A 21,214-nucleotide genomic window follows, 5' to 3' on the forward strand; every position below is an offset into this window, starting at 1 on the left:
CGGTCGAATCCGGCGCCCGCATCCGGCACGATCGCGCCCGCCCGACCCGCGTGACTGTCAACTGCCGGTCTGGAAGCCCAGCACGGCCGCCTTCGCGCGCGGTTCGGAGAAGCGCTCGACCGCGGGATTCATCGCCATCTGCGATGGATCGATGCCGGACACCGAGATGGACGGCACCGGCGCGGTGGCGAAGTCGAACGCGTAAGCGGGGTGACCGTCACCGGATCGGCAGCCTCGCGGTTGACATGCGCCGACGGATTGCAGACAGTACTGCCAGCGTGGCGCACACAAGCGCACGGCGCCGGCTTTGCGCGATGAAAACCGACAACAGGAGCGGAGCGGTTGCAATGAGCAAGACAACGAGTTCGACCGATACCGTCAGCTACCGGCTCGCGACACGGCACGACGTCGATGCGCTGGTCGAACTGATCAACGCGGCCTACCGGCCCGCTGCCGGCGCGGCCGGATGGACGCACGAAGCGGCGCTCGTCGACGGCGCGCGCATCGGGCAGGCGCAGCTACTCGATACGTTGCAGGCGCAGGATTCGGTATTGATCGTCGCGCAGGTGGGGGGCGCACTGGCCGGATGCGTCGAAGTGCGCGCGAACGACGACACCGCGTATATCGGCACGCTGGCCGTATCGCCGTCCGTTCAGGATCGCGGGCTCGGCAAGGGGTTGTTGAACGAAGCAGAGCAGTTCGCGCGTCGCCGCTGGCATCTCGCGAAGGCGGTCATGATCGTGTTGTCGGCGCGCCGTGAACTGATCGATTTCTACCTGCGACGCGGCTATGTGCGAACGGGGCACGTGACGGATTACCCGATGGACGCCGGCGTCGGCATTCCCCGTGACGCGAGTTTGACCATCGAGACGCTGACTAAAAGCATTCGGCCGGATTGATGAAACCCGGTGGCGACGCGGCTGTTGAAAGCTGTCCGCGGCCCGCGCGCGCACCACTCGATTTGCCGGATCATCGACTACCCGCCGTCGGGCAGCCGCGCACGGATCTCGTCGATCGACAGATCCCGCTGGTGCGTCGCCATCTGCCAGAGATTCCCCCATGCATCCTTCACCATCGCCCGCCGGTCGCCGTAGGGCACGTCGGCCGGTGCTTCGAGCGACACGGCCCCGGCCGCGACCGCACGCCGATAGGTCGCATCGACATCCTCGACATAGACGTACAGAAACGCCGTCATCGGATCGCGGAGCCCGTCGCCGCCGCTGACCATCACGACCGAATCGCCGATCCGGATGTCGGCCGGCAGCCCCGCGCGCCATTCGCCCTGCGCCAGAAACACCGCGTTGATGAAGTCGACGAGATTTTTCGGATCGCTTACGACGATACGCGGCGTAACGGTAGGCCATCCGTCGGGCTGGAACTTGATCATGTCGAACCCCCTCTGAGGGATGTGCGCGAGGGTATTGTCCTCCGGGACCGGATAGCGCGCAGCGCGGCATCAGGCGCCACCGACGATCGTTTGCCGACGCAGACCGACGCGAACGTCGTGGCCCTATCCGGCCCGGCCAGTCAGGAGCAACATGATGCTGATCGTTTTCTTTGTCGTCGCCTTTTTCGGAATCGTTGTGGCCATGTCCCGCGGCGTGTCCCGCAAGGCGGACGCACTGCTGCGCGCGCAATACGATGCCGAGGGCGCGCGCGGCGACGTGTCGCGCCAGTTGATGCGCAAGGCGGGCTACAACGTCTGAGCGCAGCCATCCGGTCGAACGCGCGGCGTCGCGCACGGCCAATGCGGATGGTTGCGCGCCGACGGACATGCTAGGATTTCCGTCAAACAACTTCGGAGACTGCCATGCCGTTCATCTGCGAAAACGTTGAATGCCGTGCCGTGCTGGCTCGAGGGCAGGTCAGGTCCCGCCAGGAGGACGCGGGCTGGTGCTTCTACTGCCCGGACTGCAAGACGAGGAACGAGTTGAAGGATATCGGCGCGGTCGGCGGCCCGGTCGAGCTGGTCCAGCCCGAGGCCACCAGTCTGCCGCACCGGATCATCGCGGCGGCCCGACCGCTGGAAGACGGCAGATACGCGGCGCAGTTGCGCGTGCAGCGCGCGCTCGCGGTGAAGGGCACCTACGCGGCCGAAGAGCACTGGGAGGAGCTTGGCGTCTTCCCCGATGCGCAAGAGGCCATCGCCCATGCGAAGTCGTTTGCAACCGATTTGCTGGCCTCGACGGCGTAAGGCCCGATGATCGGTCGTCGGGCCTGCCCGGCCGCGACGGCTCGATTGCCTGACACGACGAACGAGGAAGCTGTGTCGTGCATTCGCGCACGACACAGCTTTGCGTCTTCGGTCCGCGTGCGTCAGTTGTAGATATCGAACGAGAAATACTTCTTCGCGATCCGCTGATACGACCCGTCCTGAATCAGGCTCGCGAGCGCCTGGTTGATCTGCGTGCGCAGCGCGTCGTCGTCCTTGCGCATGCCGATCGCCGAGCCGACGCCCAGCGTCTTCGGGTCATGCAGCGCCGGCCCCGCGAATTCGAAGTTCGCGCCCTTCGCCGTCTTCAGGAAACCGAGGTCGGCCTGTACCGACGACTGCAGCGACGCGTCGAGCCGCCCCGACAGCAGGTCCTGATAGACGAGATCCTGCGTCTGGTACGTGCGCACGATCACGCCCTTCGGTTCCCAGTACGTGCGCGCATAGGTTTCCTGCGTCGTTCCCTGCTCGACGCCGACGCTCTTGCCGGCCAGCGACGCGGGTGTCGGCTGCAGGTTCGAGCCGCGCCGCGCGACGAGCCGGGGCGGCACGTTGTTGATCTTGTCCGTGAACGCGATCTGCGCGAGGCGCTTCTCCGTCACGCTCATCGACGACAGCACGCCGTCGAACTTGCGCGCCTTCAGCGCGGGAATCATCCCGTCGAACGCATTCTCGACCCACACGCAGCGCACCTTCATGCGTTCGCAGATCGCGTTGCCCAGATCGATGTCGAAGCCGACGAGCTTGCCGTCGGGCGCGAGCGATTCGAACGGCGCATAGCTGGGATCGACGCCGAGGCGCAGGACGGCGGGGTTCTTCGCGGCCGCGGCGCCGGCCGTCAGCGCGAGCGCAACGGCCATGACGAGCTTTTTCATGGTTGTCTCCATTTACCGGTTGGTTTTGTTTGAGGTGAAGCGAAACTGCGGCCGCTTGGCGTGACCGCCCGCGGCCGGCCGTATCAGGGAATCCGGTTCAGTGTGACGCGCCGGTGATGCGCGCCATGCTGCGCCGGTAGCCGGCCGGGGCGAACGTCGCGTTCAGCGCGGCCATCGCCGCGATCACGCCGATGTGCATCCACCATGCGATCGCGAAGCCGCCGCCCACGTCGCGCAGCCAGCCGATCAGCCAGGGGCTCGACGCGACCGTCAGGAAGCCGACGCCCTGCACGAACGCGGCGAGCGCGCCCGCGAGCCGCGCGTCCGGCAGGTGGTCGAGCGTGACGATCAGGCTCATCGAGAAGAAGCCGCCGAGCCCGAGGCCGACGCTCGCGACCCACACCCACGGCGCGAGCGCGGGCATCGTCGCGAAGCCGACGAAGCCGGCCGTCTGCAGCGCGAACGTGAGCCACAGCACCGGGCGGCGATCGCGCGCCCGTTTCGCGAGCATCGGCATCGCGAGCGCGCCGGTCGCCTGGAACAGCGCCATCCATGCGAGCAGGTTGCCGCTCGCCTGCGGGCTCATGCCGACGCTGCGATAGAACGCGGGCAGCCACGCGACCAGGCTTGCGTAGCCGCTGTTGCTCAGGCCGAAGAACAGCGCGAGCTGCCATGCGCGCGGAATCCGCGCGAACGCGGTGACGGGCGCCGATACCGCGGCCGCGGCCGCGGTATCGTGCGGCGCCTTCGCGCGCCACAGCGCGAGCGTGACGAGGGCGGGCACGGCCCACACCGACAGCGACAGATGCCAGCCGCCGTGCGCGGCGAGCCACGGGCTCGCGACCGCGCCGAATGCGCCGCCGCCGACCAGCGCGGCCGAATAGAGGCCCATCGCGAGCGGCAGCCGGTCGACGAACCAGCGTTTCGCGAGGCCCGGCGCGAGCGACTGGACCACCGCGACGCCCGCGCCGGCGGCGATCGCCGTGACGACCAGGCCGGCGGTGCTGTCCGCCCACAGGCGGGCGGTGCAACCGATGGCGATCAGCGCCAGCGCGCCGGTCAGCGCGCGCTGTTCGCCGATGCGGCGCGCCAGCCCGACGCCGATGCCGGCGACGACGCCCATCAGCACGAACGGCAGCGTGGTCAGCAGCGCGGCCGCGCGAAAGCCGAGGCCCGTGTCGGCGCGCACGAGGTCGAGCACGGGGCCGAATGCGGTCAGGAAAGGGCGCAGGTTGAGGCCGGCCAGCACCAGCAGCGCGAGCGCGCCATAGGACACGGACGCCGCGTGCGGGCGGGGAACGGCTTGCGCGGTGCCGGGGTCGGTCATCGGAGTGCTCCAGGGTGGGCCGCAGGCCCAGTGATGCGATGCCGAAAGGGTAAAGGCGCGCTTCGCCAGGGGAAAATTAAATATTCGACTGGGTATCAGTGCGGAATGCGATGGATTCGCGCGGTGTGACGGGGCCGGATGGGCGAGGCCCGCGGGGCGTGCGGCGAGCGGTTTCGCGCGGCGCTATGCGGCAGGCGCCGGCGATATGCGGGCCCGTTCTTGTGCCTGCGCTCGCGCCGCGACGAGCGTCCGGATCCGCGCACGATCGGCCGTCGACACGGGCGTGAAGATCACGAGGCTCAGGTCCGGGCGGCCGGTCACCGAGAACGCCGAGTAGTCGAGCGCGATCCGGCCGGCCTGCGGATGACGGATTTCCTTCGTGCCTTCGTCATGCGAATGGATGTCGTGATCGCGCCACATCGCGTCGAATTCGGCGCTCGTCGCGCGCATCTCGTCGACGAACGCCTGCACGCTTTGCGTTGCGCCGCCGCGTGCGACGTCGGCGCGAAACGCGCCCACCGCGAACCGCGCGACGCGCTCCCAGTTCGACTGCGCGTCGCGCACGCCGGCGTCGACGAAGATCAGCCGCAGGATGTTGCGCGCGGGCGGCGGCAGCGTCGCGTAGTCGGTCAGCGTCGCGGCTGCCGCGTCGTTCCATGCGACGACGTCCCACGTCGCGGTACGCACGATCGCGGGGCTCGCGTCGAGCGAATCGAGCACGTGCTGCAGGCGCGGCGTCACGCCGCTGCTCGCGTGGTAGCGCACTTCGGGCGGATGGCCGAGGCCGATCAGGAACAGATGCTCGCGCTCCGCGTCGTTCAGCAGCAGCGCACGGGCGAGCCGGTCGAGCACGTCGGCGGACGGCGCGCCGCCGCGCCCCTGTTCGAGCCACGTGTACCACGCGGCGCTCACGTGCGCGCGCTGCGCGACTTCCTCGCGCCGCAGGCCCGGCGTGCGGCGGCGCGCGGTCGGCAGCCCGAGCGCCGCCGGATCGAGCTTCTCGCGGCGGTCCCGAAGGTACGCGCCGAGCAGGTTGTCGGGTGCGTTTGCCATAGCCTGTTAGTTCGTTTACCGGTAAACCGTCACGTCTTCACCGCGCGCGGCGGACGACAGATAGTAAGCCCTCCAATTCATCCGGAGGTGCCGAACATGCGTGTCTTTGTTACGGGAGCATCGGGGTTCGTCGGTTCCGCGGTCGTCGCCGAGTTGCTGGCGGCCGGGCATTCGGTGCTCGGCCTCGCGCGCTCCGACGCGGCTGCCGCGGCGGTCGCGGCAGCGGGCGCCGATGTCCAGCGCGGATCGCTGGAAGATCACGACAGCCTGACGCGCGGTGCGCAAGCCGCCGACGCGGTCATTCACACGGGATTCAATCACGACTTCTCGCGCTTCGCGGAAAACTGCGAACTCGACCGCCGCGCGATCGAAACGATCGGCGCGGTGCTCGCGGGCTCGGCGCGCCCGCTGGTCGTGACGTCGGGCCTCGCGCTCGTCGCACCCGGCCGCGCGGCGACCGAGGATGATCCGCACGTGCCGGTGTCGGCGGTCTATCCGCGTGCGTCGGAGGCGACGGCGGTCGCGCTGCACGCGCGCGGCGTGCATGCGTCGGTCGTGCGGCTGCCGCCGTCCGTGCACGGCGACGGCGATCACGGCTTCGTGCCGCGCCTGATTGCCTTCGCGCGGGAGAAGGGCGCATCGGTCTACATCGGCGACGGCGGCAACCGCTGGCCGGCCGTGCACCGGCTCGATGCGGCGCGCGTGTACCGGCTCGCGGTCGAACGCGGTGCGGCCGGTGCGCGCTATCACGCGGTCGACGATACGGGGGTGCCGTTCCGCGAGATCGCGACCGTGATCGGCCGCAGGCTCGACGTCCCGGTGGTCGCGAAATCGGCGGAGCAGGCCGGCGAACACTTCGGCTGGTTCGCGATGTTCGCGGGAATGGATGCGCCCGCAACGAGCGAGCGCACGCGTGCGCTGCTCGACTGGGCGCCGCGGCAGCCGGGCCTGATCGCCGACGTCGACCGGCCGCGGTATTTCGAAGGCTGACGGGGGCGCGCGCGGGCCACCGGTCCTGGTCGGCCCGCACGGCCCGCTTGCACGGCATGCGGGCCGGCCTGTCGCGGCCGTCATTCGACCGGATGCAGATCCTGCAGCAAGGTCGGTACCAGCTCCGACACGGTCGGGTGGATGTGCATCGCGCGGCTGATCGTCGTGTACGGCGCGCCCGCGGCCATCACGTCGAGCATTCCGTGGATGACCTCGTCGCCCGTCACGCCGAGGATCGACGCGCCGAGGATCGCGTGACTGTCCGCGTCGACGATCACCTTCATGAAGCCCTGGCTCTCGCCTTTCTCGACCGCGCGGCCGACGCGCGTCATCGGGCGCGTGCCGACCAGCAGCCGGCGGCCGGTCTGCTTCGCTTCCGCGAGCGTCATGCCGATGCGGGCGAGCGGCGGGTCGACGTACATCGCGTACGCGGTGATGCGGTCGGACACCTTGCGCGGATCGTTGTCGAGCAGGTTGGCCGCGACGATCTCGTAGTCGTTGTATGCGGTGTGCGTGAATGCGCCGCGCCCGTTGCAGTCGCCGAGCGCCCAGATGCCGGGCACGCTGGTGCGCAATTGTTCGTCGACGGTGATGTAGCCGCGCGTATCGGTCGCGACGCCGGCCCGTTCGAGCCCGAGATCGTCGGTGTTCGGCACGCGGCCGACCGCGAGCAGCAGATGCGAGCCCGCGACTTCGCGGCCGCCGCCCGTGCAGTCGAGGCCGACCACGACGCCGTCGCCGTTACCGCCACGCCGCGCGTTCAGGCAGTTTGCGTCGAGCTGCACGTCGATGCCTTCGTTCGCGAGAATCTCGCGCACCGCCTGCGACACGTCTTCGTCCTCGCGACGGATCAGCCGTGAGCCCTTCTCGACGATCGTGACCCGCGAGCCGAAGCGGCGATACATCTGGCCGAATTCGAGCCCGACGTAGCTGCCGCCGATGATCACGAGATGTTCGGGCAGGAAGTCGACGTCCATCATCGTCGAATTGGTCAGGTACGGCACCGAGTCGAGCCCCGGCATCTGCGGAATCTGCGCGCGCCCGCCGACGTTGATGAAGATGCGGTCCGCCTCGAGCAGCGCGTCGCCCACACGCACCGCGTTGGCGCGTTCGAAGCGGGCATGGCCCTGGAAGACGGTCGTGTTGTCGAGCCCGCGGACCCATTGCTCGACGCCGTGGTTCGAGCGGCCGGAGATCCGGTCCTTGCGCGCCTTCACGGCCTTCATGTCGACGCTCACGGGGCCGACCGACACGCCGTATTCCTCGGCGCGCCGTGCGAGCTGCGCGGCGTACGCGCTTGCGATCAGCGTCTTGGTCGGAATGCAGCCGGTGTTGACGCACGTGCCGCCGAAGCGGCCGCGCTCGACGATCGCGACTTTCATGCCGGCGCCGGCGAGCCGCGCGGCGAGCGGCGGCCCGGCTTGCCCGGTGCCGATGACGATCGCGTCGAAGTGTTGCGTCATGACGTCCTCCTGCGCGGGTTCAACGTGGGAAGGGGGCGTGCGCAAGCCGCGTGCCACGCCGGCGCGCGCCTGAACGGCGACGAGCGCCTATGGTAGACCGGTTGGCCGGGGGAGGCGAGTTGTACGGATGCGCGCGAGACGGAACATCGTGCATTCATGGTTGGCCGGGGCGGCTTCCCGCTTCGCGGCAATGCGGCGGCGATGTGTCCCCGCATCGGCTCGCCACGGGCGGACGCGCAACGGGGACGGGGGGGGGGTCAAGGTTTCGATCGCCCGGATCGCTTGCGCTCCGGCGCCACCTTGCCGACCTCGACCGGAACGAACGGCGCCTCGAAGTGTTTGACGAGAAAGTCGATGAACGCACGCGCGCGCGTCGATTCGTTGCGCTGCCCGGGGTAGTAGACGAACAGGTCGGCGGACGGCAGCACGACCGCCGGCAGCACGAGACGCAGCCTGCCGCTCTGGATGTATTTGGCGAGATCCCACTCCGAGCGGATCAGGATCCCGTGACCGTCCAGCGCCCAGCGCAGCACGATGTCGCCGTCGTTGCTGGACAGCGAGCCGCTGACCTTCAGCGCTTCCAGATGATCCTCCTGCATGAAGCGCCACACGCCGAACGCATCGTCGTTCTGCGTATGGATGATGCAGCGGTGATGCGCCAGGTCCTCCTTGCGCTGCGGCACACCGTGGCGTTCGAGATACTTCGGCGATGCGCACAGGAACCGCCGATTGCTCATCAGGCGACGCGCCCGCAAGCGCTGGTCCGGCAACTCCCCGAACCGGATGGCCATGTCGAAGGCGCCTTCGACCAGATCGACCGGGCGATCGGTGACGACGAACTGGACGTCGACGTTCGGATAGCGCTTCGCGAATTCCGACACCAGCGGTGCAATGGTCGTGCGCCCGAAGCCGAGCGTCGCATTGATGCGCAGCCGCCCGTGCGGATCCGCGGGCGTGCCCGCGATCGCGTCTTCCATCTCGCGCACCTGATCGAGAATCTGCGTGGCGTAGCGCGCATACATCTCGCCTTCCGGCGTCAGGCTCACGCTGCGGGTGGTCCGGTTGACGAGCCGCTTGCCGAACCGGTCTTCGAGAATGCCGAGCCGCTTGGTTGCCGCGGGAGGCGTGATGCCGAGCGAGCGGGCCGCGCCCGACAGGCTCTTCAGTTTGGCGAGCTGGACGAAGAACTCGAAGTCGGAGGTGGAATCAGTTCTCACTTTTGGTAAAAAATGAAGTGAATCAAGGTGAATTATAGAGTGCTCTCCGCGGACTATGCTCCGTCTCGTTGCAGCCGCGTGCATGCAATCGAGATAGCCCGCAAACGTGTCAGTCCAGGAGACGCCGTCATGAGAATCGTCGAGATTCGCGAACAAACCGTTCCGATCAGTTCCCCGATCCGCAACGCCTACATCGACTTCAGCAAGATGACGCTGAGCCTCGTCGCCGTGATCACCGACGTGATCCGCGACGGCAAGCCGGTGGTTGGCTACGGGTTTAATTCGAACGGCCGCTATGGCCAGGGCAAGCTCATGCGCGAGCGCTTCATTCCGCGCATTCTGGAGGCTGACCCCAGTTCGCTCGTCGACGATGCCGGCGACAATCTCGACCCGCACCGGATCTGGGCGACGATGTTCACCAACGAGAAGCCGGGCGGCCACGGCGAGCGCTCGGTCGCGATCGGCACGATCGACATGGCGGTGTGGGACGCGGTGGCCAAGATCGAAAGCAAGCCGTTGTTCCAGTTGCTGGCGGACCGCTATGGCGACGGCCAGCCGAACCGCAAGATCTTCGTCTATGCGGCGGGCGGCTACTACTATCCGGGCCAGGATCACGAGAAGCTGAAGGACGAGATGCGCAGCTACATCGACCGCGGCTACACGGTCGTGAAGAAGAAGATCGGCGGCGCATCGCTCGACGAAGACCTGCGCCGCATCGATTCGATCCTCAGCGTGCTCGGCGACGGTCAGAAACTCGCCGTCGACGCAAACGGCCGTTTCGATCTCGATACCGCGATCCAGTATGCGAAGGCGCTGTCGCAATACGACCTGTTCTGGTACGAGGAGCCGGGCGACCCGCTCGACTTCGAGTTGCAGGCGACGCTGCGCAACTACTACGACAAGCCGATGGCGACGGGAGAGGACCTGTTCTCGATGCAGGACGCGCGCAACCTGATCCGCTACGGCGGCATGCGCGCGGACCGCGACTGGCTGCAGTTCGACTGCGCGCTGAGCTACGGTCTCGTCGAGTATCTGCGCACGCTGGACATGCTGCGCCAGCACGGCTGGTCGCCGAGCCGCTGCATCCCGCACGGTGGTCACCAGATGTCGCTCAACATCGCGGCCGGCCTTGGCCTCGGCGGCAACGAGTCGTATCCGGACCTGTTCCAGCCGTACGGCGGCTTCCCCGACGGCGTGAAGGTCGACAACGGCTTCATCACGATGCCGGATCTGCCGGGCATCGGCTTCGAAGGCAAGGCCGACCTGTACGCGGAAATGCAGAGGCTGTCCGCGTAACGGGGCAGTCTCGGTGCGCCGCATGCTCGCCGGCGCACCGCGTCACATCACTCATACAAGAATCAATCGGGCAGGCGGAATCGGCGTGTGCGTTCGGGGCGATCGGCTGCATCGCCGGCGCGCATGCGCTTTCCGAAACAAGGACGCCATGCACAGGAGACAGTCATGCTGGCATCACGCATTCGCAGATCGCTTTCCAAACTCTACGTCCAGGTTCTGATCGGCATCGTTGCCGGCATTCTCGTCGGGCACTTCTATCCTGACATCGGCGCCCAGCTCAAGCCGCTCGGCGACCTGTTCATCAAGCTGATTCGCATGCTGCTCGCACCGATCATCTTTGCGTCGGTGGTGGTCGGCATCGCGCGTATGACCGATCTTCATGAAGCCGGCCGGGTAGGCGTCAAGGCGGTGCTGTATTTCGAGGCCGCGTCCACCGTTGCGCTCGTGGTCGGGATGGTAGTCGTCAACCTGATCCGGCCGGGCAGCGGGATGAACGCGGATCCGGCGAAGATCGACAGTGCCGCGATCGCCAGCTATACGCACGCGGCGCAACATCACGGCACGCTCGATTTCCTGATGAGCATCGTGCCGGGCAGCGTCGTCGGTGCCTTCGCGAACGGCGAGATCCTGCCGATCATCTTCTTCTCGGTGATCTTTGCGATCGCGCTCGCGAAGCTCGGCCCGCGTACCGCGCCGCTCGTCGACATGCTCGACATGTTCCTGCAGGGGATGTTCGGGGTCGTGCGCATCGTGATGTACGTCGCGCCCGCCGGTGCATTCGGCGGGATGGCGTTCACCATCGCCAAGTACGGCATCGGTACGCTCGCACAGTTCGGACAGCTGATGCTGTGCCTGTATCTCACGTCGATTCTGTTCGTCGCGGTGGCGCTAGGCCTCGTCATGCGGGTGTGTGGATTGTCGCTGTGGAAATATCTGCGTTATATCCGCGACGAGCTCCTGATCACGCTCGGTACCGCATCGACGGAAGCCGTGCTGCCGCAGATGCTGCTCAAGATGGAGCGCATGGGCTGCTCGCGTCCGGTCGTCGGCATGGTGTTGCCCACCGGCTATACGTTCAATGCCGACGGCACCGCGATCTACCTGACGATGGCCTCGCTGTTCATCGCGCAGGCATTCAACATTCACCTGTCGATCTGGGATCAGCTTCTGCTGCTCGGCGTCCTGCTGCTGACGTCGAAGGGCTCGGCAGGGGTGGCAGGCGCGGGTTTCGTTGCGCTGGCGGCAACCTTGTCGACCATGCATCAGGTGCCCGTATCGGGCCTGGTCCTGCTGCTCGGCGTCGATCGCTTCCTGAACGAGGCGCGCGCGGTGACGAACTTGATCGGCAACGGCGTGGCGACGATCGTGGTGGCGCGCTGGGAGGGTGCGCTCGACCTGGACAAGGCCCGGGCCGTTCTTGAGCGTCGCGCCGGCTCGGAATCGCTCGCCCCGGACGAGCACGACGCGGGTCTGCCGGCTGCGGAGCGGCACGCGCAGACCAGCTCGCCCGGCATGTAATCGAATTTCCGCTAGCCGCGACGTGTCACGCCCACGAACATGGCCATGACGAAACCCGCGCGCGCCGATTGCCGCGCGCAGGTTTCTATTCCTTACGCCGCCACCGACCGAACGACACCGGCTTGCGCGCATCGGCGCGCACCGCGCTGACGAAATCGGGCTTGTCGGGCTCGAGCGGGAACGATTCGGTGTAGATCTGGCTGGCGAACACCCAGCCCTGCGTGCGCGGGTCGTAGCGGAACGTCACGTAGTCGCTCCAGTGCTGTCCGCACGCAACGTCGTTCTGCACCGTGAAATAGCGCCCCTTCACCGCGATCCCGCCGTCGGCGGCATCCTCCGGATCGAACGGGTCGCACTGCAGCGCGTCGTTCGCGTGGAGCACCGCGTTGTCGTTGCGCGCGGCGAGCCGGTACGTGTGGTCGGCCTGTTCCTCGTAGATGAGCAACGGGCGCGGCGACGGCTGCTCGCGCGTATCCACCGCGCGATGCACGACGACGAGCAGGCTGTGCCGCCCGTCGGCGAGCGCCGGCCCTGGCTGCGCGACGAACGGCAGGTAGCCGGCCGGCAGTTGCGCGGCGACCGACGGCGGCAGTGGCGGGGCCGCGTACGCATGGCACCCCCACACGGCGACGAGCGCAACGAGGGTCCGGCGAACCACCGCGGCCGGCGCGCGCATCGCCCCCATCACAGATCCTTGCCGAGAAACTCGGTGCCCGGCACCGGATTGAACGCGACGGGCGGCGCGCTCGTGAAGCCGAGCGATGCATACAGTTGCCTTGCAGCGACGAACTCGGGCAGCACGTCGAGACACATCCGCGCATAGCCGGCCGCCTTCGCATCGCGCAGCAGCCGTTCGACGAGCTGGCGGCCGACGTTCAGTCCGCGCGCTTCGGGACGCACGTACACGCGTTTCATCTCGCACGTCGCCGCGTCGATTTCGCGAAACGCCGCGCAACCGACCGCGCGCTCGCCGTTCCACGCGAGCAGCAGCAGCCCGCGCGGCGCCGCGTACTTGCCCGGCAGCGCGGCGAGCTCGGGCTCGTAGTCCTGGAACGCGAAGCTGACGGTGGGGCTCGCGATGTACTCGCGGAAGATTGCTTCGACGGCGGCGGCATCGTCCGGATAGCGGGCGGCGCGGATCTCGATCATGGCGGCGGAGCGGGAGGGCGGGAACGGCAGCCAGCATAACAGCGCGCTGGCGCTTTCGGCGGCCCGCGAAGCGTGCCAGAATCATCGGCTTCACCGTCGGGAAACGACGCGCAGGCGCCGACGCATCGGCGTCGCCATCCCAGGAGACTTCGATGACTGCATCGGCTGCCGTACTCGCCATTCTGGCCGCGCTGTGGCTCGGCGCGATGATTCCGGGCCCGAGCTTCGTGCTGGTGGCCCGCAACTCGATCGGGCTGTCGCGCCGCGACGGGCTCGCCACCGCGCTCGGCATGGGCATTGGCGGGATCGCATTCGGCGGCGTCGCGCTGGCCGGGCTCTACACGCTGCTGCAGGCGGTCGAATGGCTGTATGTGGGGCTCAAGGTGGCGGGCGGCGCATACCTGATCTACATGGCGTCGAAGATCTGGCGCGGCGCGGACCGGCCGATCGCGATGGACGATCCGCAGGCCGTCGTCGCCGGCAGCGCGCGCAAGTCGTTCTGGACGGGCCTCACGACCCAGCTGAGCAACCCCAAGACGGCCATCTGGTACGGCAGCATCTTCGCGGCGCTCCTGCCGCAGCATCCGCCGCTGTGGTGCTACCTGGCGCTGCCGCCGCTCGTGTTCGGCGTCGAATTCGGCTGGTACACGATCGTCGCGCTGTGCTTCTCCACGCGCCGGCCGCGCGAACTCTACCTGCGCGCGAAGAAGTGGGTCGACCGCGTCGCGGCCGGCGCGATCACGCTGCTCGGGCTGCGGCTGATCCTGAACGCCCCGAAAGTGGGGATCTGACGGGCGGCGACCGCGGTATCGCCGGGCGGGCGCCCGGCTTCATTTCATGGCCGATGACGCGTCCGGCAAGCTTCGCGCGGCGGCGGTCTGCCTCGGGGGCGGATCTCCCGGCGGGTGTCCCGAGGGCATCGCACGCGGGGGACGGAGCCGCCCGCCAGTGAACGTCGCCGGCGCGGTTCGCCGCCCGGCGGCCATGAACCGGAGCGAGCGCGGAGCGGCTTCGGACGGCGCCGCCGCCTGCATCGCGCCGGCATGCTCCGCATCCCTCGCCGTCGGCCCGTGAGCCTTGTGCGGCGGGCGTTCGCGCCCGTTGCGCGGCGTGCCGAAGCCGGCCGCTTCCCCGATTCTGGCGGTCGACCTCCCGACGACGTGTAAACTGCTGCCTTTTTTGACGGTTTGCAGCATGGTGCAAGCTCCCCCGCGCCCGGCGCTGAGCGGTCCGACGCTCGTCCGGCTGCTCGCGCGCCTGACCGATGCCGACGTCGCGGAATCCCGGCAGACGCTATCGGACCGCCTGAGCCAGTGGCTCGGCTGGACCGACGCGATCACGTTGTCGTCCGCGTTGAGTGCGAGCCCGCCCGGCGTCGCGGCCGGCGTGCGTGGTTACGACGCCGAGCGCGACTGCGCGCGCGTGCGCCACGACCTCGCGCAGGCGATCACGACCGCCAACCGCCCGCGCACGCGGCGGCGACCCGGCGAGATGCCGCCGCCGCCCGCCGACAAGGCCGATTTCGCGGATTTCCGCCAGAGTTGTCTATCCCTGCAACAGGAGATGGAGACCGCGATCGGCCAGTTGCGCGGCCGCCTGCGGGTGGCGCTCGCCGCGCGCTCGTCCGGCATGGCGCGGCTCGCGACGCTCGACGCGATCATGGAACGCGTGCTCGGCGCGCGCGAGCGCAGCCTGCTGTCCGCCGTGGCCGCGCTGCTCGGCACGCGCTTCGAGCGGCTGCGCGACGCGGAGCGGCAGGCGCTCGCCGATGCGCAAGCTGCGGCCGACGCCGATGGCGATGCTGCGGCCGTGGCCGATGCGTCATCCGCCGTGGCGATCGTGCCCGGCACGTGGCTCGACACGTTCCGCGACGAGATGCAAAGCATCCTGCTCGCCGAACTCGAAATCCGGTTTCAAACGGTCGACGGGCTGCTCGCGGCCCTTCGTACCTGCTAATCAATACGCTATGTCCAGAATTCGTCTTGATCTCGTTGTCTTCATCGCCGGTTTGCTCGCAGTGTGCTGGATCGGTGTCGGTTATGCCGCGTCGAACCCGCTCGCGGCGGCCGTCACGCTGCTGATCGGCGCGTGCTACGTCGCCGGTGCGTGGGAGCTGCAGCGCTACCGCCAGGCGACCGCCACGCTGTCGCGCGCGGTGGCCGGCCTGACCGAGCCGCCCGCGAAGCTCGACACGTGGCTCGATACGCTGCCCCCGGGCCTGCGCGGCGCCGTGCGTGCACGCGTCGAAGGCGCGCGCGTCGCGCTGCCCGGCCCGGCGCTCACGCCGTATCTCGTCGGCCTGCTCGTGCTGCTCGGCATGCTCGGCACGCTGCTCGGGATGGTCGTCACGCTGAAGGGCACGGGCGCCGCGCTCGAAAGCGCGACCGATCTCGACGCGATCCGCGCATCGCTGATCGCGCCGGTGAAGGGGCTCGGGTTCGCGTTCGGCACGTCGATTGCCGGCGTCGCGACGTCCGCGATGCTCGGCCTGTTGTCCGCGCTCGTGCGTCGCGAGCGGATCGACGCGGGCCAGCAGCTCGACGCGAAGATCGCGACGACCCTGCGCGTGCATTCGTCCGCGCACCAGCGAGACGAATCGTTCCGGCTGCTGCAGCGCCAGGCCGACGTGATGCCGGCGCTGGTCGACCGGCTGCAGACGATGATGACGACGCTCGAGGCGCGCAGCGTTGCGCTGCACGACCGCCAGATCGAAAGCCAGCAGGCGTTCTTCGAGCGCACCGAGCGCGCGTATGCGGGCCTCGCCTCGAACGTCGGCGACGCGCTGAAGGAGAGCGCCGCCGAAAGCGCGCGCGTGGCCGGGGCTGCGTTGCAGCCGGTCGTCGCGGCGACGATGACCGGGCTCGCGCAGGAGATGGCCGCGCTGCGCGACACCGTGACCGGCGCCGTGCAGCGCCAGCTCGACGGGCTGACGGACGGCTTCGAGAAGACCACCGGCGACGTGACGGCCGTCTGGCACCGCGCGATCGACGAGCAGCGCCGGGCCGGCGATACCGTCGCGCAGCAGTTGCAGACGACGCTCGGCCAGTTCACCGACACTTTCGCGCAGCGTTCGACGGACCTGCTCGACGGCGTCGCGACGCGCCTCGAATCGACCGAAACCCGTTTGTCGGATGCGTGGCGCGATGCGCTTGCACGCCAGGAGCAGGTCGGCGAGACGCTGGCCGGCCAGCATGCACGCGCGCTGGGTGAAGCCGCCGCGACGTTCGAGCGGCATTCGGGCGCGACGCTCGCGTCGATGCGCGACTCGCATGCGGACCTGCAGACGCAACTGGCCACGCGCGACGAAGCGCGTCTGTCCGCGTGGAACGCTTCGCTTGCCGCGATGGCCGAGAAGCTCGGCGACGAGTGGCAGCGCGCCGGTGCGCACAGCGCCGGCCGTCAGCAGGAAATCTGCGACGCACTCGCGCAAACCACGCACGATCTGACCGCACAGGCGGCGACGTTCGAACAGCGCTCGAACGATCTGCTGTCGACGATCCGCGATTCGCATACCGGTCTGCAAACGCAACTGGCCGCACGCGACGAAGCACGTCTGTCGACGTGGAATGCGTCGCTCGCGGAAATGGCGACGAAGCTCGGCGACGAATGGCAGCGTGCCGGTGTGCACAGTGCAGGCCGTCAGCAGGAAATCTGCGACGCACTCGCACAAACCACGCGCGATCTGACGACGCAAGCGGCGACCTTCGAGCAACGCTCGAACGACCTGCTGTCGACGATCCGCGATTCACATACCGGTCTACAAACGCAACTGGCGGCGCGCGACGAAGAACGTCTGTCGACGTGGAATGCGTCGCTCGGCGAAATGGCGACGAAGCTCAGCGACGAATGGCAGCGTGCGGGCGTACACAGTGCAGGCCGTCAGCAGGAAATCTGCGACGCACTCGCACAAACCACGCGCGATCTGACGACGCAAGCGGCGACCTTCGAGCAACGCTCGAACGATCTGCTGTCGACGATCCGCGATTCGCATACCGGTCTGCAAACGCAACTGGCGGCGCGCGACGAAGAACGTCTGTCGATGTGGAATGCGTCGCTTGGCGAAATGGCGACGAAGCTCGGTGAAGAATGGCAGCGTGCGGGCGTGCACAGCGCCGGCCGTCAGCAGGAAATCTGCGACGCACTCGCACAGACCACGCGCGATCTGACGACGCAAGCGGCGACCTTCGAGCAACGTTCGAACGATCTGCTGTCGACGATCCGCGATTCGCACACCGGTCTGCAAACGCAACTGGCGGCGCGCGACGAAGAACGTCTGTCGACGTGGAATGCGTCGCTCGCGGAAATGGCGACGAAGCTCGGCGACGAATGGCAGCGTGCGGGCGTGCACAGCGCCGGCCGTCAGCAGGAAATCTGCGACGCACTTGCACAGACCACACGCGATCTGACGACGCAAGCGGCGACCTTCGAGCAACGTTCGAACGACCTGCTGTCGACGATCCGCGATTCGCACACGGTCCTGCAAGCGCAACTGGCCACGCGCGACGAAGCGCGTCTGTCCGCGTGGAACGACTCGCTTGCCGCGATGGCCGCCGCGCTGCGCGACGAATGGGCGCAGACGAGCGCACAGGCTGCAACGCGCCAGCAGGACATCTGCGACACGCTGACCCGCACCGCGAACGACATCACCGCGCAGGCTCAGGTGCATGCGAGCGACACGATCAACGAAATCTCGCGCCTCGTGCAGGCTGCGTCGGAAGCGCCGAAGGCCGCGGCCGACGTCGTCGCCGAGCTGCGCCAGCGCCTGTCCGACAGCATGGTGCGCGACACCGAGATGCTCGAGGAGCGCGGCCGCCTGCTGGCGACGCTCGAAACGCTGCTCGGCGCGGTCAACCACGCGTCGACCGAGCAACGCACCGCGATCGACGCGCTCGTCAGCACGTCGGCCGACCTGCTCGATCGCGTCGGCGCGCGCTTCAACGACACCGTCGATGCCGAAACGCGCAAGCTCGACTCGGTCGCCGCGCAGGTCACGGCGGGCGCCGTCGAGGTCGCGAGCCTCGGCGATGCGTTCGGCGCTGCCGTGCAGGTATTCGGCGAGTCGAACGACAAGCTGCTGACCCATCTGCAGCGCATCGAGGCCGCGCTCGAGAAATCGCTCGCGCGCAGCGACGAGCAGCTCGAGTACTACGTCGCGCAGGCGCGCGAGGTGATCGACCTGAGCATGATGTCGCAGAAGCAGATCGTCGAAGACCTGCAGCATCTCGCCGGGCGGCGGGCATCGGTCGGAGCGTAACGCATGCACGACGAAATCGACGACGGCGCCCCTTCCGCGCCGGTGTGGCCCGCGTTCGCCGACCTGATGTCGGTGCTGCTCGGCGCGTTCGTGCTGATCCTCGTCGGCGTGATCGGCATGCAGTTGCAGCTCACGTCGAAGCTCGAGGAGGCCGTGCGTGCGCGCCAGCAGGAGGCGCAGCAGCGCAAGTCGCTCGAACAGGCGCTCGCCGGGCCGCTCGCGGCCGGCCGCGTGACGCTCGTGAACGGCCGTATCGGCATCAGCGGCAACGTGCTGTTCGCGCTGAACTCCGATCAGTTGCAGCCCGCGGGCAGCGATCTGCTGAAGACGCTGGCCGTGCCGCTCGCCACGTACCTGAAGACGCGCGACGAGATCCTGATGATCAGCGGTTTCGCCGACGACCAGCAGGTGCACGCCGGCAACCGCCAGTTCGCGGACAACTGGGAACTGTCGGCCAAGCGTGCGCTGACCGTCACGCGCGCGCTGATCGACGCGGGCGTGCCTGCGTCGTCGGTGTTCGCGGCCGCGTTCGGTTCCGAACAGCCGGTCAGCTCGAACGCGGACGATGAAGGCCGTGCGAAGAACCGCCGCGTGGAAATCGCGCCGGTGCCGCGCAAGACCGCGTCGAACGGAGGGCGCGCGAAGTGACGGGCGATGCGACGCAGGCTCGCGCAACGCTCGACGCATGGCGCGAGCAGGGCGCCGACCGGCTCGACCCGGTGCGCTTCCATCGGCTCGACGCGCTCGAGAAGCGTGCGGCCGCGCTCGACGGTGACGCGCGCGCGTTGCTCGATGCGCGTCTCGCAACGCTGCTGGAGGGGTTTGCGGAGATCGTCGCGCGAGCCGATGACGCGGCGACTGCGTGCGCGCGTGCGCAAGCCGCTGCCGTGCAGATGCCGCCGCGCGGCGCGCTCGGCGGCCTCGTCGAGCGTCTTGCGCGCGATGCGCAGGCCGACCGGCGCGGGCTCGATCCCGAACTGATCGACTACTTCCGTACGATGTGGTCGAAGGTGCGCACCGAACAGCAGTATCGCCAGTCGCTCGACCAGGTGCCGCGCAACGCGGGGCCGCTCAATTCGAACAGCCTCGTGCACCGGTCGCTCGCGACGATGCGCGAGCTGTCGCCGGAATACCTGCAGCAATTCCTGTCGTACATCGACGCGCTCGCGTGGCTCGAGGATCTGGCAGGCGGCGGCGCGCAACCCGAGAAGGAAGCGCCGCGCGCGAAGGCGACGAAGGCCGCGAAGCCGGCGCGCAAGACCACTCGCACCAAGGCGCGATAACGCGCGTCTTCAGTTGCGTGGCGACTGCGCGTCGATCGCCGCGCGCAGTGCGTGCAATGCGTCGGCCAGCGCCGATGCAAACGGCGGATGCGCGGCGATGCCTGCCGCATCGAGCTGGCTGCCGAGGATCGGCAGCGTGATCGACGCAGGTTCGACGATGCACGCCGACATCACCGACAGCGTCTCGCGCAGCGCCGCGTCCGCATGCGTCGCACGCGGCGACGCATTCAATACCGCGACCGGCTTGTACACGACGGCTTCGCATCCGACGACCCAGTCCAGCGCATTCTTCATCACGCCCGTCACGCCATGCGCGTATTCCGGGCTCGCGATCAGCACGCCGTCGGCGGCGTTCAGGCGCTCGATCAGGTCGCGCACCGCGGCCGGCGACGGAAATTCGGCATCGGGATTGAACAGCGGAAATTCGCCGAGGCGATCGAAACGCGTGATGTGCATGCCGCGCGGTGCGACATGCGCGGCCGCGTCGAGCAGCGCGGCGTTGTACGACTGCGCACGCAGGCTGCCGCACAGCGCGACGATGTCGATGCGGCGCTCGGCATGGGTTCGGGATTCGGTGGCCATCAAGGAGCGTATCGGTTGGCGGAAGGCGCGGCGGCGTCGCGCGGATCGGCCGATTATCGCATCGGTGCGGGCGCGGCGTGACGCGCGTGTCGAGCGCCGCGGGCGTCACGCCATTCACGTCGGGCCGGCGGCACTTTCATCGAATCGCATCCGGCCACGACCACGTCCGTCATCCCGGTTGCGCGCGCCAGATCGCCGAGCGTCCAGCCGTTGCCGAGCAATAGCCTGCGCGTATGCAGCGCGTCGTGCACGTCGTTTTCAACGGCCTCGCCGAGATAACGTAGCGCGCGGCCTTCGACGTCGACGAAGCCGTGCCGGTAGTCATGCGCGAGCGAGCGCCACAATTGCGCCGCACCGACCGACTGGCGCGCGCCGCTGATCAGGCACAGGCCCGCGTCGAGTCCCCACCGATACAGGGTCGTCGCGAGGCCGCGGCGTTGCGCGGTGCCGCGCAGCCGCGTATGCGGCGCGCGCAGGTAGCGGTCGGCGCGGCGCGGAAGCTCGGGGAGCCGGTTGAAGATCGTGTAACCGGCGAGTTGCCGGACCGACGGATCTTCGACGTAAAGGAAGTATTCGCCGTCCGCCTCGCGGTGGCGCACGATCAGGCCGGAGTCGCCGAGCGCGACGGCTGGCAGATCGTGCAGGCGATGGCCCGGCTGGTGCAGACGCGCATGGAGCGCGTCGAGTTCATCGTCGATGTCGTGCTGGGAATGCTGTACGTCGATACGCATGGCAAAGGGCGCCCGTCCCGGGCGCATCGAGAAAGGGGTTCATCGCAACGGGGAAAGGGAATGGCAGCGGCCCCCGGGCTCGGCAAGCGAGCCGGGGCCGCGAATCAGCTGGGGATGTGCTGGAAACCGGCGGCGATCGCGGCGAGGCCCGCGATGCAGAGTGCGAACAGGATCAGGACTTTGTGGATCACGCCTCTCTCCTCAAGAATGCGCGACGCCGAACGGCGGTGTCGCGGAGACGGTGATGGCGGGCCGGGCCCGCAC

Annotated in this window: 21 protein-coding genes; 11 read left to right on the forward strand and 10 right to left on the reverse strand. The window is 68.4% G+C overall.

Annotated elements, in window-relative coordinates; all coding sequences use genetic code 11:
* The first annotated feature begins 347 nt into the window (after nt 1-347).
* A complete protein-coding gene (locus tag BX604_RS39225; RefSeq protein WP_179894932.1) occupies nt 348-899 on the forward strand; it encodes a GNAT family N-acetyltransferase in 552 nt (183 codons plus the stop codon).
* Between the two features lie 77 nt (nt 900-976).
* Here the strand turns inward: BX604_RS39225 and BX604_RS32410 are convergent, their stop codons facing one another.
* Complete coding sequence (locus BX604_RS32410) at nt 977-1,387, reverse strand: VOC family protein (RefSeq protein ID WP_098554863.1); 411 nt, start codon at nt 1,385-1,387, stop codon at nt 977-979.
* 151 nt (nt 1,388-1,538) lie between these two features.
* On the opposite strand from BX604_RS32410, the gene BX604_RS39230 reads away from it, so the two are divergent.
* Together BX604_RS39230 and BX604_RS32415 are read left to right on the forward strand one after the other, a co-directional pair.
* Entirely contained in the window at nt 1,539-1,706 is a 168-nt protein-coding gene (locus BX604_RS39230) for a hypothetical protein (RefSeq protein WP_175782935.1), read from the forward strand.
* Between the two features lie 104 nt (nt 1,707-1,810).
* Nucleotides 1,811-2,194, forward strand: coding sequence for a hypothetical protein (locus tag BX604_RS32415; protein WP_098554864.1), 384 nt, complete (start codon nt 1,811-1,813; stop codon nt 2,192-2,194).
* Between the two features lie 122 nt (nt 2,195-2,316).
* Here the strand turns inward: BX604_RS32415 and BX604_RS32420 are convergent, their stop codons facing one another.
* From BX604_RS32420 to BX604_RS32430, 3 genes are all read right to left on the reverse strand, one after another.
* Nucleotides 2,317-3,087, reverse strand: a complete 771-nt coding sequence (locus BX604_RS32420) for an ABC transporter substrate-binding protein (RefSeq protein ID WP_098554865.1) — start codon at nt 3,085-3,087, stop codon at nt 2,317-2,319.
* A 97-nt stretch (nt 3,088-3,184) separates the two neighbouring features.
* The gene (locus tag BX604_RS32425; protein ID WP_098554866.1) at nt 3,185-4,414 is read right to left on the reverse strand and encodes a cyanate transporter; all 1,230 of its coding nucleotides are present in this window, start codon (nt 4,412-4,414) and stop codon (nt 3,185-3,187) included.
* A gap of 183 nt (nt 4,415-4,597) precedes the next feature.
* Nucleotides 4,598-5,467 carry a helix-turn-helix transcriptional regulator gene (locus tag BX604_RS32430; protein WP_098554867.1) on the reverse strand — a complete coding sequence of 290 codons (870 nt, stop codon included), beginning with the start codon at nt 5,465-5,467 and terminating at the stop codon, nt 4,598-4,600.
* Nucleotides 5,468-5,563: 96 nt separating this feature from the next.
* Between BX604_RS32430 and BX604_RS32435 the strand changes: the two genes are divergently transcribed.
* On the forward strand, nt 5,564-6,457 hold the full coding sequence (locus BX604_RS32435) for an SDR family oxidoreductase (RefSeq protein ID WP_098554868.1): 894 nt from the start codon (nt 5,564-5,566) through the stop codon (nt 6,455-6,457).
* A gap of 80 nt (nt 6,458-6,537) precedes the next feature.
* On the opposite strand, the gene BX604_RS32440 is transcribed toward BX604_RS32435, so the two are convergent.
* Together BX604_RS32440 and BX604_RS32445 are read right to left on the reverse strand one after the other, a co-directional pair.
* On the reverse strand, nt 6,538-7,920 hold the full coding sequence (locus BX604_RS32440) for an FAD-containing oxidoreductase (RefSeq protein WP_098554869.1): 1,383 nt from the start codon (nt 7,918-7,920) through the stop codon (nt 6,538-6,540).
* Between the two features lie 257 nt (nt 7,921-8,177).
* On the reverse strand, nt 8,178-9,137 hold the full coding sequence (locus BX604_RS32445; protein ID WP_098554870.1) for a LysR family transcriptional regulator: 960 nt from the start codon (nt 9,135-9,137) through the stop codon (nt 8,178-8,180).
* 129 nt (nt 9,138-9,266) lie between these two features.
* On the opposite strand from BX604_RS32445, the gene BX604_RS32450 reads away from it, so the two are divergent.
* A complete protein-coding gene (locus tag BX604_RS32450; RefSeq protein ID WP_098554871.1) occupies nt 9,267-10,433 on the forward strand; it encodes a mandelate racemase/muconate lactonizing enzyme family protein in 1,167 nt (388 codons plus the stop codon).
* A 165-nt stretch (nt 10,434-10,598) separates the two neighbouring features.
* Nucleotides 10,599-11,951: a C4-dicarboxylate transporter DctA gene (dctA, locus tag BX604_RS32455; protein WP_098554872.1), complete on the forward strand. Its 1,353-nt coding sequence runs from the start codon at nt 10,599-10,601 to the stop codon at nt 11,949-11,951.
* An 85-nt stretch (nt 11,952-12,036) separates the two neighbouring features.
* Here dctA and BX604_RS32460 read toward each other — a convergent pair whose 3' ends face one another.
* Both BX604_RS32460 and BX604_RS32465 read right to left on the reverse strand, forming a co-directional pair.
* Nucleotides 12,037-12,627 carry a hypothetical protein gene (locus BX604_RS32460; RefSeq protein WP_098555218.1) on the reverse strand — a complete coding sequence of 197 codons (591 nt, stop codon included), beginning with the start codon at nt 12,625-12,627 and terminating at the stop codon, nt 12,037-12,039.
* 8 nt (nt 12,628-12,635) lie between these two features.
* Nucleotides 12,636-13,100: a GNAT family N-acetyltransferase gene (locus tag BX604_RS32465; RefSeq protein ID WP_098554873.1), complete on the reverse strand. Its 465-nt coding sequence runs from the start codon at nt 13,098-13,100 to the stop codon at nt 12,636-12,638.
* A gap of 152 nt (nt 13,101-13,252) precedes the next feature.
* Between BX604_RS32465 and BX604_RS32470 the strand changes: the two genes are divergently transcribed.
* The 5 genes from BX604_RS32470 to BX604_RS32490 all read left to right on the forward strand — a co-directional run bounded on the left by BX604_RS32470 (nt 13,253) and on the right by BX604_RS32490 (nt 19,637).
* The gene (locus tag BX604_RS32470; RefSeq protein WP_098554874.1) at nt 13,253-13,891 is read left to right on the forward strand and encodes a LysE family translocator; all 639 of its coding nucleotides are present in this window, start codon (nt 13,253-13,255) and stop codon (nt 13,889-13,891) included.
* Nucleotides 13,892-14,294: 403 nt separating this feature from the next.
* Entirely contained in the window at nt 14,295-15,056 is a 762-nt protein-coding gene (locus tag BX604_RS32475; protein WP_098554875.1) for a DUF3348 domain-containing protein, read from the forward strand.
* 10 nt (nt 15,057-15,066) lie between these two features.
* Nucleotides 15,067-18,354 (forward strand): DUF802 domain-containing protein, encoded by a 3,288-nt coding sequence (locus BX604_RS32480; RefSeq protein WP_098554876.1) that lies wholly within the window; start codon nt 15,067-15,069, stop codon nt 18,352-18,354.
* Between the two features lie 3 nt (nt 18,355-18,357).
* A complete protein-coding gene (locus BX604_RS32485) occupies nt 18,358-19,002 on the forward strand; it encodes an OmpA family protein (RefSeq protein WP_096500022.1) in 645 nt (214 codons plus the stop codon).
* Nucleotides 18,999-19,637 (forward strand): DUF2894 domain-containing protein, encoded by a 639-nt coding sequence (locus BX604_RS32490; protein WP_098554877.1) that lies wholly within the window; start codon nt 18,999-19,001, stop codon nt 19,635-19,637. Before BX604_RS32485 ends, BX604_RS32490 begins: the two co-directional genes overlap by 4 nt.
* Before the next feature lie 9 nt (nt 19,638-19,646).
* Here the strand turns inward: BX604_RS32490 and BX604_RS32495 are convergent, their stop codons facing one another.
* A complete protein-coding gene (locus tag BX604_RS32495) occupies nt 19,647-20,219 on the reverse strand; it encodes an NADPH-dependent FMN reductase (protein WP_098554878.1) in 573 nt (190 codons plus the stop codon).
* 53 nt (nt 20,220-20,272) lie between these two features.
* The gene (locus tag BX604_RS32500) at nt 20,273-20,950 is read right to left on the reverse strand and encodes a histone acetyltransferase (RefSeq protein ID WP_257146484.1); all 678 of its coding nucleotides are present in this window, start codon (nt 20,948-20,950) and stop codon (nt 20,273-20,275) included.
* Nucleotides 20,951-21,214 lie beyond the last annotated feature (264 nt).

Origin of the sequence: Burkholderia sp. JKS000303 (assembly GCF_002563755.1) — a bacterium.
In the GTDB taxonomy this organism is placed as follows: domain Bacteria; phylum Pseudomonadota; class Gammaproteobacteria; order Burkholderiales; family Burkholderiaceae; genus Burkholderia; species Burkholderia anthina_B.

Coding starts and splice junctions, on each gene's coding strand:
- BX604_RS39225 (WP_179894932.1), top strand. CDS start 348: ATGAGCAAGACAACGAGTTCGACCGATACCGTCAGCTACCGGCTCGCG.
- BX604_RS32410 (WP_098554863.1), bottom strand. CDS start 1,387: ATGATCAAGTTCCAGCCCGACGGATGGCCTACCGTTACGCCGCGTATC.
- BX604_RS39230 (WP_175782935.1), top strand. CDS start 1,539: ATGATGCTGATCGTTTTCTTTGTCGTCGCCTTTTTCGGAATCGTTGTG.
- BX604_RS32415 (WP_098554864.1), top strand. CDS start 1,811: ATGCCGTTCATCTGCGAAAACGTTGAATGCCGTGCCGTGCTGGCTCGA.
- BX604_RS32420 (WP_098554865.1), bottom strand. CDS start 3,087: ATGAAAAAGCTCGTCATGGCCGTTGCGCTCGCGCTGACGGCCGGCGCC.
- BX604_RS32425 (WP_098554866.1), bottom strand. CDS start 4,414: ATGACCGACCCCGGCACCGCGCAAGCCGTTCCCCGCCCGCACGCGGCG.
- BX604_RS32430 (WP_098554867.1), bottom strand. CDS start 5,467: ATGGCAAACGCACCCGACAACCTGCTCGGCGCGTACCTTCGGGACCGC.
- BX604_RS32435 (WP_098554868.1), top strand. CDS start 5,564: ATGCGTGTCTTTGTTACGGGAGCATCGGGGTTCGTCGGTTCCGCGGTC.
- BX604_RS32440 (WP_098554869.1), bottom strand. CDS start 7,920: ATGACGCAACACTTCGACGCGATCGTCATCGGCACCGGGCAAGCCGGG.
- BX604_RS32450 (WP_098554871.1), top strand. CDS start 9,267: ATGAGAATCGTCGAGATTCGCGAACAAACCGTTCCGATCAGTTCCCCG.
- dctA (WP_098554872.1), top strand. CDS start 10,599: ATGCTGGCATCACGCATTCGCAGATCGCTTTCCAAACTCTACGTCCAG.
- BX604_RS32460 (WP_098555218.1), bottom strand. CDS start 12,627: ATGCGCGCGCCGGCCGCGGTGGTTCGCCGGACCCTCGTTGCGCTCGTC.
- BX604_RS32465 (WP_098554873.1), bottom strand. CDS start 13,100: ATGATCGAGATCCGCGCCGCCCGCTATCCGGACGATGCCGCCGCCGTC.
- BX604_RS32470 (WP_098554874.1), top strand. CDS start 13,253: ATGACTGCATCGGCTGCCGTACTCGCCATTCTGGCCGCGCTGTGGCTC.
- BX604_RS32475 (WP_098554875.1), top strand. CDS start 14,295: ATGGTGCAAGCTCCCCCGCGCCCGGCGCTGAGCGGTCCGACGCTCGTC.
- BX604_RS32480 (WP_098554876.1), top strand. CDS start 15,067: ATGTCCAGAATTCGTCTTGATCTCGTTGTCTTCATCGCCGGTTTGCTC.
- BX604_RS32485 (WP_096500022.1), top strand. CDS start 18,358: ATGCACGACGAAATCGACGACGGCGCCCCTTCCGCGCCGGTGTGGCCC.
- BX604_RS32495 (WP_098554878.1), bottom strand. CDS start 20,219: ATGGCCACCGAATCCCGAACCCATGCCGAGCGCCGCATCGACATCGTC.
- BX604_RS32500 (WP_257146484.1), bottom strand. CDS start 20,950: ATGCGTATCGACGTACAGCATTCCCAGCACGACATCGACGATGAACTC.